Raw genomic sequence first — 13,246 nt, forward strand, 5'->3', positions numbered from 1 at the left:
ACTGGAGAACCTGTCATGACGACCTTCACCGAATCCCGCGCCGGGCTACCGGACGATCCGCTGCGTGCCGGCAGCACGCCGCCCGTCGATGCAACCGCCCCGCATCCCGAATCGGCGCCCGCGATTGCCGCCGGATTCGAAGTGCGCGTGCAGCATGCGCCGATCGACGCGGGCGCGGAGCTTGCGCCGATCGTTCGCAATCCGAATGTCGGCGCGGTCGTGAATTTTCTGGGGGTCGTGCGCAAGGAAGGCGACGTCGACGACGTCGTCGCACTGGAAGTCGAGCACTACCCGACGATGACCGAACAGGCGCTGTGGAGCATCGTCGAGGAAGCGACTGCGCGCTGGCGGCTCGAAGCGATCAGGATCGTGCACCGCGTCGGCCGCATTCCGCTCGGCCAGCCCGTCGTGCTCGTCGTGGTCGCCGCCGCGCATCGTGCGTCCGCGTTCGATGCGTGCGAATTCCTGATGGATTTCCTGAAGACCCATGCGCCGTTCTGGAAGAAGGAGATCCGGCACGACGGCGAATCCGGCTGGGTCGAGGCGAAGGCGCACGACGACCAGGCGATGCGGCGCTGGGGCTGACCGCGTTCGCTTCGCGTTTTCCGATTCCGCCGCTCCTGCCCGAGACAACTCGATGAAACTGACGATCAAATACTTCGCGAGCATTCGCGAACAACTGGCGCTCGACGAGGAAACCGTCGAGATCGATGCGCACGAACTCACCGTCGACGCACTGCGCGGCACGCTGGCCGCCCGCGACGCGCGCAGCGCCGACGCGCTGCGGATGGACCGCCCCGTGCGCGCGGCCGTAAACCTCGAAATGGTGACCGGGGAATTCGTCGTGCGGGAGGATAGCGAGGTCGCGTTCTTTCCGCCGGTGACGGGTGGATGACGTCACCCCGCGCAACGCCGGTCTCGACGTCGATCCGTGATGCCGCGCCCTGATCGGCTGCGCCTGCCATGCGACAGGCGCAGCCGGATTCTCGAGCGCGCTCACGTCGCCCGACGGCAAACTGCGCGGCACGTTGCGCACCATGCGTTGCCACGCCACCCGCTTCGCGATACGAAAAGTCCACGCAGGTCATCGCCCAGCCTCCAACACCGTCAACGCCGCATCAAGCGCGTCGAGCCCCTCGTCCAGCTCCGTGCGCGAGATGACGAGCGGCGGCGTCACGATCACCACGTTGTAGCGCCCGTACGCATGGACGCCACGCTTCAGCAGCTCACCATAGAACACGCGCATCGGCGCCGCTCCCGCCGGGTGGTGCCACTCGACGAGCGGCTCCCGGGTGTCGCGATCGCGCACCAGCTCGATGCCGAACTGGGCGCCCATGCCCCGCACGTCGCCGATCGACGGATGACGCTCCGCCAACTCGCCGAGACCGTCGCGCAGCCAGCCCTCGATCTCGCGCGCCCGCTCGAACAGGCCCTCTTCCAGATAGACCTTCAGCGCCGCGAGGCCGCCGGCGACCGCCAGCACGTGGCCCGCATGCGTATGGCCCACATCGAAGAGCTCCGTATCGAAGTAGCGGGCCACGCCTTCGCGCACCAGGACACCGCCGAGCGGCGTGTACGACGCGCTGGCCCCCTTCGCGAACGAAATCAGGTCCGGCAATACACCGACGCGCTCGGCGCAGAACGATGCGCCCGTGCGCCCGAAGCCCGTCATGATCTCGTCGAAGATCAGCAGGATGCCGTGCCGGTCGCACAGGTCGCGAACGCCTTCGAGATAGCCCGGCGGGTAGACGACGACACCGCTGGATCCGGTCATCGGCTCCATCAGGATCGCGGCCACGTTTTGTGCGCCTTCATGCGAAAGGATGCGCGCCAGGTGATCGAGCGCGCGGCGGGTCTCCTCGGCCGGCTCCGACGTATGGAACGGGCTGCGGTACGGGTACGGCGCGAAGAACTTCACCATGCCCGGCAGCGCCGGGAACGGATCGCGCCAGCGGTCCACACCCGTCATCGCGCTCGCGCCGAGGGTGCCGCCGTGATACGACCGATAGGCGGTCAGCACCTTGGGCCGGCGTGTCACCAGCCGCGCGATCTTCACCGCGTCGTCGTTCGCTTCGGCACCGCCGCTGGTGAAATGCACGCGCAGCCCCTCCGGCCACGGCGAAACGCTGTTCAGCAGCTCCGCGTATTCGGCGCGCACGTCGTTGAAGTAGCTGGGCGCGACCGAGCACATGCGCGCGGCCTGCGCCTGGATCGCCTGCACCACCTTCGGATGGCCATGACCCAACGACACCGCGACATAACCGCTGGTGAGGTCCAGGTAACGCTTGCCGTTCGTATCGTAGAAGTAGCATCCGTGCGCATGCGTGATGACCGGCGGATTGAGCCCGCCCTGGACCGCCCAGGGCACGAGCACCTTTCGAAACGACGGCGCGAGCGCGGGATTCGGCTCGCCGTGAATGCTGAGATCCATGTTGACTCCGGAAATGGCATGGCCCACTATTTCTGAGCCTCGTGACAGAAGGCTTCCAGATTAAGCACGCATTTCCCGCGCAACAAATCAAACGTTTCCACACTGAGCCGCAATTTGATTGAGTCATGCCACGACAACTTCCGCCCCTGCTCTCCGTGCGCGCATTCGAGGCCGCTGCGCGCCATGGCGGCTTCGCCCGTGCGGGGGACGAGCTATGCGTCACTTCCGGTGCAGTGGGACATCAGGTGCGGCTGCTGGAGGAGTGGCTGGGCACGCCGTTGTTCATGCGCGGCGCCCGGTCCGTCCAGTTGACGGAAATCGGACGGCGCTACTTCGTCGAAATCGAGCGCTTGATGGACGAGCTCGAGCGCGCGTCGCTCGGCATCCGGCAAGCCGCGGATTCGCCGGAGGTCACGGTCACCGCGATGCCGTCGTTCGTCACGCGTTGGCTGATGCCGCGCCTGGGCGAGTTCCGGCGGCTGCATCCCGATATCGAGGTGCGCCTGCTGGCTTCGGTACCCGCCGTCGACTTCAGCCGCGAGCGCGTGGACGTGGCGATCCGCCTGGGTCCGGGCCCCTATCCGGGGCTCGTCGCGCAAACGCTGATGTCGGAGACGTTCCTCGCGGTCGGCCAACCGTCGCTATGCAAGCCGTTGCGCACCGTGGACGACGTGCTGCGTGCAACCCTGCTGCACGACGAATACGAGGCCCGCATTCCGGAGCAGGTGGACTGGGTGCGCTGGTGCCGGATGCAGGACGTGCACGCGAGCACGGCGCGTTTGCGACAGGGGCCGAGCTTTTCGCACACCTATCTGACGCTCGATGCCGCGATCGCGGGCCAGGGCGTGGCCGTGGCGTCGGACGTCCTCGCCGCCGATGCGGTCAGGCAGGGGCTGTTGGCCATTGCGCCGGGCAACCCGGTGCGGGGGCCTTACAGCTACCACCTGCTGACGACACGTGCGGCCACCGCGCGGCCCCAAATCGACGCCTTCTGCAGTTGGCTGCGATCGGCCGCACGGTCGTTTTCGGCAACCGGTTGGGGTTGAACGACATGAATCGCACGCGGCAGGGCCCGCCGCCCGCGATCCACGTCGCTCGCCCGTTCACCGCATGCACGCCGCAGCCAGCTTCCCGACCGCGATCACCGCCTGCTCGATTTCCGGCGACCACGGGCTGCTGTAGTTCAGCCGGATGAAGTTCCGGTAGTTGTCGGTGATCGAGAACATGTAGCCCGGCCCGATCGTGATCCCCTGCTCCAGCGCGAGCTGGTACAACCGCATCGCATCGACCTGCGCGGGCAGTTCGACCCACAGCACGTAACCGCCCGCCGGGCTCGACATGCGCGTGCCCTCCGGAAAGAACCGCGACACCATCGCACGCATCAGGTTCGCCTGCTGCGCATACGCCTTGCGCAAGCGCCGCAGGTGATGCTCGTAGCCGTCGCGCTCGAGAAACTCCGCGATCGCGAGCTGCGGCAACGACGGCGTCGCGAGCGTGTTCAGGAATTTGAGTTTTTCGACCTGATCGCGATAGCGCCCCGGCAGCGCCCAACCGATCCGGTACGCGGCCGTCAGGCTCTTCGAGAACGACGAACAATGCAGCACGATCCCGCTGCGGTCGTACGACTTCAGCGAACTCGGATGCGTGTCGCCGAAATACAGTTCGTTGTACACGCCGTTCTCGATGATCGGCATCCCGGCTTTGGTTGCGAACTCAACCAGTTCGCGCTTGCGCTCGTCCGGCATCTGGAAGCCCAGCGGGTTCTGGAAGTTCGGCATCACCATGCACGCGGCGATCGGCTGCGATTTCGCGATCGCGGCCAGCGCCGCGATGTCGATCCCGTATTCCGGATGCGTGGCCACTTCGATCGCCTTCATCCCCATCCGCTCGATCGCGTGCAGCATCGCGTAGAACGTCGGCGACTCCACCGCGATCGTGTCGCCCGGCTTCGCGACCGCCTGCAGGCACAGGTTGATCGCCTCCGTCGCACCGACCGTCACGATGATTTCGTTCGGATCCACCGACATCCCGTTTTCCAGGTAGCGGCGCGCGATCTGCCGGATCAGCCGCGGGTGGCCCGGCGGCAATCCGTCGGTCACGCCCCACAGCGATTTGTCGCGGCCGGCCGCGTACGCGTAGCGATTCAGCTTCTCGAACGGAAACGGGCTCGGGTCCGGATACGGCGAGCCGAGCGGCACCGCGTCGTCCGTGCCGATCGAGCGCAGCGTCGACAGCACGAGCCGGCTCACGTCGACCGACGACGAGATCGCGATCGGCTTCGACGGCCGCAGTTCGCGAACCGGCGCATGGCTGTCGTCGCGCCGCAGGTTCACGAAATAGCCCGACTGCGGCCGGCTTTCGAGCAGCCCGCGGCTCTCCAGCAGCAGATACGCGTGCAGCACGGTCGTGATGCTGATCCGGTGCTGCTGGCTCGCCTGCCGCACCGATGGAATCCGGTCGCCGTGCCGATACACGCCCTGGCGGATCAGGCGCTCGATGTCGTCCGCGAGCTTTTCATAGAGTTTCATCGTGCGTCTCCCGCCGGCATGCGCAGCCGCGCCGCGCCGCCGTGTGCGTCCGATACGCACGCGTCGCACGTGTTTCGCCCGCCGATCGGGCCGTCGTGATTCCTGATCTTTCCCTCCGGTTTTGCCTTTTCCATCGCACTGGCTCTCTCTTGAAGATGCGCCGGCAGGGGTCCGGACCACCTGGATCTGCGGCACTGTGCACTTGATGATTGGATCTTAAGAGAAGAACAGTTGGCGGCGAGTACACACATCGAGCGCGCGAACAAGAGTACAGTTCGGCGCAAATCGCGTATCGCGGGAAAACTGTACGTCTTATGAAATGGCGGACGGCCGGTTGGCCAGCTGGCGCGACGGCGCCGGACGCGCCCGGGAGGCCCGCCGCACGGGCCACCGCGCGATCGGATCAAGCAGAGTGCAATACTGTGCGCCCCGCAGGTTTTCACGATGAGAGCAGACCATGCAGTACACGATCGAATCGGCAGCCGGCCTCGGCGGCGCGATACGCGTCGCGGGACCGGCACGGAAGAAGTCGCGCCGGAACGCCGCAGCGGACCGGGAGCGCACACATGACTGATCGCGCCCTCGTTGCGCGACTCATCGCGCGGCTGACCGACGCCACCGCCCACGCAAGCGCCATCGACGCGCCCATCGACCTGTCGGCGCTCGACGCGCCCACGCTCGGCGCCATCTGGCCGGCGTTGCGGCGTGTCGAGCACGAGATCCTGGTGCGCGACCAGGCGTTCGGCGATCCGCGCGCCGAATTCGCGCGCACGTTGCACCGGCAGATCGATGCGCTCGGCCTCGTGCCGCTCATCGACGCCGATGCGGCGCTCGAACTGTTTGGCGCCATTCCGGCCGGCGGTTGGAAACGCGCGCTCGAGGATCTGCCGTGCCTCGACGCGCTGCCGTCGGCTGCGCTGCAGGCCGAACTCGCGCGGATCGCCGGCGAACCGGAAGAAGGCGGGTTGCGCGCGGCCTCCGCCTATGCCGCGTATGCGCTCGACTGGTTCGCGGGCCGCCGCGACTTCTCGGCGCGGCGCGACGCCTATGCGCAGGCGCTGGCCGATTCGCCGTTTCGCGTGCGCGAACTCGACGTGTTGCCCGAGCTCGGCGCGGCCGCGCTGCTCGCACTGGCTGCGACGAACGACGGCTATTTCGCGCCGAAGCGGCTGTGGCTCGACCTCAGCGATCCGGCCGTGACGCTCGCGCAAGAGGCCGCGTACGTCGCGTTCGCGCGCGACGCGCTGACCGAAGCCGCGCAACAGATCGCCGCGCTGCATGCCGGCACCGTGCCCTACGAAGCCGATCGCGCGTTCACGACCGACGACGCGCAAGTTCTGTCACGCGCCGCGCGCGTGGCCGCGTATCGCGACGAAGCATGGCTGCGCCCGCTGATCGGGCCGCTGCTGACGGGCGTATGCGTTGCGCCGACGGCCGCGAAAACCGCGCCGTCGCAATCGCTCGCCATCGCGCTCGGCCATGCGATCGAGACGATCCCGACGCCCGAGGGCGTGCGCGCGCTGCGCGACGCGCTGGCCGTCGTCCGTCACGCGGGCGTGCAGAAGAAACTCGCGCGCAACCTGAAGCCGGCCGAACGCGCACTCGGCGAACGGCCGCGCACCGCGCTGCGGATGACGCTCGATGCGAAGCCCGACAAGAAGCAACTCGCGATGCTCGCCACGTGCATGGAGGCCGGTTTCTGGCAGCTGATGACGCTCGGCCACGCCGAATGGCGCGAGCGGCTCGTCGACGCGCCGGCCGGCGCCGCGTTCGCGGCGCGGATGATCTGGCGGGCACAAAACGGCGACGGTTCGACGCAATCATTCATCCCCGATATCGCCAAAGGCAAGGTCGTGCTGCGCGATGCGGCCGACCAAGCGTGCGAGATCGCCGACGACTGCGAGATCCGGCTATGGCACCCGCTGCTGGCCGACGCGGCCGAACGGCTCGCGTGGCAGCGCGCGATCGTCGGCCGCACGCTGCGGCAACCGGTCAGGCAGGCGTTCCGCGAGTACTACGTGCCGAGCGACGGCGACGCGTCGGCCAGCGATTCCGCGATGTTCGAAGGTCACGTGCTGTCGAGCCGGCCGCTGCTCGGCGTTGCGCGCCGCGAAGGCTGGTCGATCCGCGCGTACGACGATGCGCTCGTCCGCGAATTCGGCGACGTGCGCGCGACCTTCGTCGTCGATGCGCGGCTCTATCCGGGTTCGGAAAGCCACGGTACGTCGCGCCGGCTGCACTTCGAACGCCGACACGGCGCACGCTGGCTGCCGCTGCCGATCGGCGAAATCGATCGTGTGGTGTTCTCCGAAGTGGCGCGTGCGGTCGACCTGCTCGTCAGCGTGTCCGCGTTCGCGCTCGACGACGATGCGACACGTGCGGCCACCGCTACGCTCGCGGCGGACCCCGTCCGCCTGCGCGATCTCGAATCCGAGCGCCAGCAGCGCCTGAACCGGTTGTCCGATCTGCCGCTCGGCGTGATGGCGCGGCATCGCAAGCACGTGCTGTCGCTCGTGTTCGCCGACGCGATCGCGCAAGGAAGAATGACGATCGACGAACGCCACGTGCGCGTGGGCGCATGGTCGGTGCATTGCGCGACCGGCCGCGTGACGCGCGACGGCGAACCCGTCGATGCGACGACCGCGCCGCCGCCGTCGCCGCCGTCGCCGCTGCGCGCGGCGCCGTGGCTGCCTTACGACGAAGCGCTGCTGCAACGGATCGTCGACGTCGTCGCGGGGTTGCTCGATTGAGCGGCGCCGTCAGATCGACCCGAACAGCGCGCGCGGCCGGTCCTTCAGCGTGCCGGACAGGATCCGCAGCCCGTTGACGAGTTCGTCGCGCGTGGCCGGGCACGCGAGGTTGATGCGCACGCCGTGCTCGATCTCCGCGCGGTCGACCGCGAAGGTCGACGACGGCATCACGATCACGCCGCGCGCCTTCGCATTCGCGGCGAAATCGTCCGCGCGCCATGGGGGCGGCAGCCGCAGCCACACGAACATGCAGGCGGGGTCGGACTTCAACTGCCCGGCCGGCAGCAGTTCCCGCGCCAGATCGACGCGCGCACGAATCTCCGCGAGTTGCGCGGCCATGATCCGCGCGGCCGTGCCGTCCTCGATCCACAGCGTCGCGATCAGCATCGACGCGGGCGCCGGCATCCATGCGGTGGTGCGCACGGCTTCCGCGCACAGGGCGACGCTGTCGCGCGGACAGCTCAGGTAACCGAGGCGCAGCCCCGGCGCAAGGATCTTCGACGTCGCGCCGAGATGGAACGTCAGCTCCGGGCACAGCCCCGCGATCGCCGGCAGCCGGTCGCGCACGAGCGGGCCGTACACGTCGTCCTCGATGATCGTCACGTGATGGCGCCGCGCGATGTCCACGAGCGCCATCCGGCGCGCGAGGCTCATCGTCGTCACGGTCGGGTTCTGCAGGTTCGGCACGACGAAGATCGCCTTGACCGGCATGCGCTGGCAGATCCGCTCGATCTCGTCGGGCAGCAGGCCGTCGTCGTCCGCCGCCGCGCTGACGATCTCGAACTGGAACACCGGCGCAAGCGCCTTCAGGCCGTAGTACGTGAGGCGATCGGCAACGATCACGCCATCGGTGCCGATCAGGCTGTTCAGCACCGCATACAACCCGTGCTGCGCGCCGCTCGTGACGACCACCTGGTCGCGCGACGGCGTGAAACCGGGCGCGGCAAGCCACTGCGCGCCGGCCGCGCGCGCCCAGTCGGGCCCCTGCGGCGGCTGGTATTCCTGCAACGCGGCGAAACGCGGGTCATTCGGCAGCGTGCCGAACGTCTGCGCGAGGCTCGCGAGAAATTCGCCGGTGGCCGGCCGGTTGACGGTCAGGTCGATCGCGCCGTTGCCGGCCGCGAGCGACGCGCGGGCCGGCTCGATGCTCGGCATCGCACCGCCGGTGACGAGCGAGCCGCGCCGCTTGCTGCCGATCACGAGGCCGCGCAGTTGCAGCTCCTTGTACGCACGCGACACCGTCGACACGTTGATGCCGAGCTCGGTCGCGAGCTGGCGCTGCGGCGGCAGGCGGCTGCCCGGCGGATACGTGCCGTTGCGGATTTCCGCCTCGATCGAGCTCGAGACCTCGACATAAGTCGGCCGCTTCGCCTGCGTCGGCAGGCCGCCGTCGCGCTCGCCGGAAAGTTTGTCCGATGCCATTTGTCGCCCGTGACCACACAAAAAACGTTTGTCTGCCGTTTTGACTTGCCCAGCGATTATATATGACATCCCCACCCCGTCAAACGCTTACGGAAAAGTCTGCAGAATCAACGTATTGAAACCGGGTAAACGCCGACACCACACAATTTCTTTTTTATTGCACACAAAAAATTACTGTGTGATTCTTGATCGCATCTTTGTGTGAATCATGTGGACCCAAGGGGAAGCGTCATGGCGAAGATCGCCATCGTGGGTGCAGGCTTCATCGGGCTCGGCGCGGCGGCATGGCTGCAACGAGACGGGCATCGCGTGACGCTGTTCGATCCGGCCGGCATCGGCGAAGGCGCGTCGTTCGGCAATGCCGCGACGTTCGCACCGTACGGCTGCGTGCCGGTGAACGGCCCGTCCGTATTCCGCAATCTGCCGCACTTCCTGTTCGGCGCCGACAGCCCGCTGCGCATCCGCTGGCCCTATCTGCTGCACGGCGCGCCGTGGCTCGCGCGTTTCCTGCTCGCATCGACGCCCGTGCGCCACGCACGCAGCGCGAGCGCACTGGCCGCCCTGTTGTCGCGCGCAGCCGACGGCTATGCGCCGCTGCTCGCGTCGGCGCGGCTCGCGGCATTCGTGCGGCCGCGCGAATGCCTGTACCTGTACGCCCGGCAGGCGTCGTTCGATGCCGCGCAACCGTCGCTCGCGCTGCGGCGCCGGCTCGGCGTGCCGTTCGAGACGCTCGACGCGAGCGCGATCCGCACACTCGAACCCGCGCTCGCACCGATCTTCACGCGCGGCGTGCTGTTCGTCGGCAGTTGGCACTTCTCCGATCCGCACGGCTTTCTCGGCGAGCTCTTCGCGCAACTCGCCGCCGCCGGCGCGACGCTCGAACGCGTCCGCGTCGAGCGGATCGTGCCCGCCGGCGACAGCGTGAACGTGCAGGCGGCCGGCACGGTGCGTGGGTTCGATCACGTCGTCGTCGCCGCGGGCGCCCGCTCGCGCGAATTCGCGGCCGCGTGCGGCGATGCGGTGCCGCTCGACACCGAGCGCGGCTATCACGTGCAGTTCGGCGCGCACGAACCGATCGTCACGCGGCCGGTCGGCTGGGCCGAACGCGGCTTCTACATGACGCCGCTCGACGAAGGGCTGCGCGCGGCCGGCACCGTCGAACTCGGCGGCTTCGACGCACCGATGAACCCGTCGCTCGTCGCGCTGCTCACGCGTTCCGCGCGCGAAGCCGTGCCGTCGCTGGGCACGCCGACGCGCAGCTGGCTCGGCTTCCGGCCGACGCTGCCCGACGGCGTGCCCGTCATCGGCCGCGCACGCGACAGTGCGCGCGTGATCCACGCATTCGGTCATCAGCATCTCGGCGTGACGCTCGCCGGCGTCACCGGGCAGCTCGTCGCCGACCTCGTCGCCCGGCGCGCACCGCCGCTGGACCTCACACCGTACCGGGCCGCGCGATTCCGACGCGCGCCGCGACTTCCACCCACGCAAGGAGAGGCATCATGAATCGTCGTCACTGGCTGGCATGGCTGGCCGTCTGCTCGATCGGCACGGTCGCGGGGGCCGCGCACGCCGCAGACCCGGAAACCGTCAGGATCGGCTTCGCCGGTCCGCTGACGGGGCCGGTCGCGCGCGTCGGCAAGGATCTGCAATACGGCGCGCAGCTCGCACTCGACGAGGAAAACGCGAAGCATCCGACCATCGGCGGCAAGCCGGTGCGCTTCGTGCTCGACGTGCAGGACGACCAGGCCGATCCGCGCATCGCGATCCAGGTTGCGCAGAAACTCGTCGACGACGGTGTGGTCGGCGTGATCGGCCACTACAACTCGGGCTGCAGCATTCCGGCGTCGGCCGTCTACAAGCAGGCGAACATCGCGATGATCACGCCCGGCTCGACCAATCCGCAACTGACGATGCAAGGCTTCAAAAACGTGTTCCGCACGATGGGGCACGACGGCGTTGGCGGCGTGGTGGCCGGCCGCTTCGCGGTCGAGCAGTTGAAGGCGAAGCGGATCGGCATCATCGACGATCGCACCGCGTTCGGCCAGGGCCTCGCCGATGCGTTCGAGAAAGGCGTGAAGGACGCGCACGGCACCATCGTCGGCCGCGAATACACGAACGACAAGGCCGTCGACTTCCGCGGCATCCTGACCACGATGAAGAGCAACAACATCGACCTGCTGTTCTTCGGCGGGCTCGACGAACAGGGCGCGATGCTCGTCAAGCAGATGCGCTCGCTCGGCATCCGTGCACAATTGTTCGGCGCCGGCGCACTGAAAAGCAATGCATTCCTGAAGATCGCCGGCAACGCGGGCGAAGGCACGCAGGATCTGGAGCCCGGCCCCGCGCTCGACAAGCTGCCGTCCGCCGTCGCATTCGCCCAGCGCTACAAGGCGCGCTTCAACCAGGACGTCGAGCTGTACGCGCCGTTCGCGTACGACGCGGCGCTCGCGATGATCGCGGCGGTCCACAAGGCCGATTCGCTCGATCGAGGCAAGATCGTCACGAGCCTGCCGGGCGTGTCGGTAACCGGCGTGACCGGCAAGATCTCTTTCGACGAGCGCGGCGACCTGATCAAGCCGCCGTACACGTTGTTCCGCGTCGACCAGGGGCAGTGGCGCAGCATCCGCACGGTGGGCGGCGCGTCGAACTGATGCCGGGAGCGCGAGCGGGCTGCACCGTCATCGCGCCGTCTGCTGCCGCTGCACCTCCTGCGTTTTCATCTGCAGATACGCGCCGCGCTCCACTTCGTGCAGTTGCTGCGGGTACTGCTCGGTCGCGTCGAACCAGCGCGCGAGGCGCACATCGAGCGGCTTGTCGAGCGTCGCGAGATACGTGTCGATCGCGAGGTAGTAGCGCATCGTGTTGCGCTCGAGCAGCCCGCGCACGCCGCCGACGTACTGCGGCTGCGCGGCCGACGCGGCGCCGACGGTCGTGAACCCGACCTTGTCGCTGCCGACGGTCGCGAGATAGGTCTTCATCGCCATCCGGCCGACCGTGCCGAAGCCATACGAATACGTGAGGTGCAGGAACGTGCGCGACGCGCCGACCGGCACGGCCTCGAGCGCGATCCGGTAATCCTTCGTGCCCATCGGGCCGCTGTCGGCGGTCAGGTCGACCTGGAAATAATCGGGCGTCGCGGCCGCCACGCGGTAGCGGAACTGCACGCGATAGGTGTCCGACAGCTTTTGCTCGATCTTGCGGCCGAGGTTCACGTCGAGCACCGCGCCGTTGGCGCCGCTCGCTGCGTGGCAGTACTTCGTGTTCAGGTGCAGGATCAGCACCGCGCACCAGTTCGCGGGGCCTCGTGCGGGATCGTCGAGCTGGCCGTTCACCACCGCGAACGGATAATCGACGACCGCATAGATGTCGCCCTTCAGCGACGACGACGCTTCCGACGATTCGAGCACCAGGGGCCGGTGAAACGCGTTGTCCTTCAGTTGCGCGCCAAGGCTGCGGTAGCGGTCGAGCAGCGCGGCCGCGCCGTTCGCGCCCTCCGCGCCGAACGACAGCGCGCTCCAGCCGACACACAGGGCTGCGACGAGCGCGTGCCAGGCGCGGCGCGCACGCCGCGTGCCGCGCGAAGCTGCGGATGTCTCCATGTTGGTACTCCCTGGCGCACGATGGTCGCGCGCATGTGTCACAGAATACGCCTGCCGGCTGCGCGGCGCGGCATCCGACTCGCTCGTCATCGGCCGCGCTTCACCGGCAGCGGCAATTGCGCGGCGGTGATCCGGATCAGCGTCGACAGCCATTCGCGCTCGTCCCAGCGATCGCCGGCGATGACGAGATGCGGCTTCGCGCTCGGATACGGCGGGGCTTCGTCGCACGCGCCGAGATACGCGCGGCCTTCGGGCGTCGGCTTGACGAACAGCCGGTCGTCGCAGACGAGCGCGACCATCCTGCCGTCGCAATAGATGCCGTATTCGCCGAACATCTTGCGCGCCGATACCGTACCGGCCGCCGCGATCTGCTCGACGATGAAATCGACCGTGCTCTGGCTCGATGCCATCCGCCGCTCCCGATGAAAAAGTTTATGACCGTCGTGCGCGCCGGACCGTTCCGTCTTGTCTGCCGATACGCTGCGGTGCGTCATGCATTCGCGCACGCGTAACGCG

The 13,246-nt window shown here is 68.0% G+C and carries 11 protein-coding genes; 6 read left to right on the forward strand and 5 right to left on the reverse strand.

Annotated features, from left to right (window positions below):
* Window positions 1–15 precede the first annotated feature (15 nt).
* A complete protein-coding gene (locus WS95_RS00600) occupies window positions 16–585 on the forward strand; it encodes a molybdenum cofactor biosynthesis protein MoaE (protein ID WP_034209320.1) in 570 nt (189 codons plus the stop codon).
* A gap of 52 nt (window positions 586–637) precedes the next feature.
* Window positions 638–895, forward strand: coding sequence for a molybdopterin converting factor subunit 1 (gene moaD, locus WS95_RS00605; protein WP_034209321.1), 258 nt, complete (start codon window positions 638–640; stop codon window positions 893–895).
* A 189-nt stretch (window positions 896–1,084) separates the two neighbouring features.
* On the opposite strand, the gene WS95_RS00610 is transcribed toward moaD, so the two are convergent.
* Window positions 1,085–2,458, reverse strand: a complete 1,374-nt coding sequence (locus WS95_RS00610) for an aminotransferase class III-fold pyridoxal phosphate-dependent enzyme (protein ID WP_257139521.1) — start codon at window positions 2,456–2,458, stop codon at window positions 1,085–1,087.
* A gap of 98 nt (window positions 2,459–2,556) precedes the next feature.
* Between WS95_RS00610 and gcvA the strand changes: the two genes are divergently transcribed.
* Window positions 2,557–3,477, forward strand: coding sequence for a transcriptional regulator GcvA (gcvA, locus tag WS95_RS00615; RefSeq protein WP_059821713.1), 921 nt, complete (start codon window positions 2,557–2,559; stop codon window positions 3,475–3,477).
* Between the two features lie 57 nt (window positions 3,478–3,534).
* On the opposite strand, the gene WS95_RS00620 is transcribed toward gcvA, so the two are convergent.
* Window positions 3,535–4,959 (reverse strand): aminotransferase-like domain-containing protein, encoded by a 1,425-nt coding sequence (locus WS95_RS00620; RefSeq protein WP_059821715.1) that lies wholly within the window; start codon window positions 4,957–4,959, stop codon window positions 3,535–3,537.
* A 566-nt stretch (window positions 4,960–5,525) separates the two neighbouring features.
* Between WS95_RS00620 and WS95_RS00625 the strand changes: the two genes are divergently transcribed.
* A complete protein-coding gene (locus WS95_RS00625) occupies window positions 5,526–7,709 on the forward strand; it encodes a DUF4132 domain-containing protein (RefSeq protein ID WP_059821716.1) in 2,184 nt (727 codons plus the stop codon).
* A gap of 9 nt (window positions 7,710–7,718) precedes the next feature.
* Here WS95_RS00625 and WS95_RS00630 read toward each other — a convergent pair whose 3' ends face one another.
* Window positions 7,719–9,131: an aminotransferase-like domain-containing protein gene (locus tag WS95_RS00630; protein WP_034209325.1), complete on the reverse strand. Its 1,413-nt coding sequence runs from the start codon at window positions 9,129–9,131 to the stop codon at window positions 7,719–7,721.
* Window positions 9,132–9,362: 231 nt separating this feature from the next.
* Here WS95_RS00630 and WS95_RS00635 point away from each other — a divergent pair, with 231 nt between their 5' ends.
* Together WS95_RS00635 and WS95_RS00640 are read left to right on the forward strand one after the other, a co-directional pair.
* Window positions 9,363–10,634: an NAD(P)/FAD-dependent oxidoreductase gene (locus tag WS95_RS00635; protein ID WP_052100423.1), complete on the forward strand. Its 1,272-nt coding sequence runs from the start codon at window positions 9,363–9,365 to the stop codon at window positions 10,632–10,634.
* A complete protein-coding gene (locus tag WS95_RS00640) occupies window positions 10,631–11,782 on the forward strand; it encodes a branched-chain amino acid ABC transporter substrate-binding protein (RefSeq protein ID WP_059821718.1) in 1,152 nt (383 codons plus the stop codon). Before WS95_RS00635 ends, WS95_RS00640 begins: the two co-directional genes overlap by 4 nt.
* 27 nt (window positions 11,783–11,809) lie before the next feature.
* On the opposite strand, the gene WS95_RS00645 is transcribed toward WS95_RS00640, so the two are convergent.
* Together WS95_RS00645 and WS95_RS00650 are read right to left on the reverse strand one after the other, a co-directional pair.
* The gene (locus tag WS95_RS00645) at window positions 11,810–12,730 is read right to left on the reverse strand and encodes a hypothetical protein (protein ID WP_059821719.1); all 921 of its coding nucleotides are present in this window, start codon (window positions 12,728–12,730) and stop codon (window positions 11,810–11,812) included.
* 86 nt (window positions 12,731–12,816) lie between these two features.
* Entirely contained in the window at window positions 12,817–13,140 is a 324-nt protein-coding gene (locus WS95_RS00650; protein ID WP_034209328.1) for a TfoX/Sxy family protein, read from the reverse strand.
* Window positions 13,141–13,246 lie beyond the last annotated feature (106 nt).

Origin of the sequence: Burkholderia sp. MSMB1826 (assembly GCF_001526325.1) — a bacterium.
Taxonomy (GTDB): Bacteria; Pseudomonadota; Gammaproteobacteria; order Burkholderiales; family Burkholderiaceae; genus Burkholderia.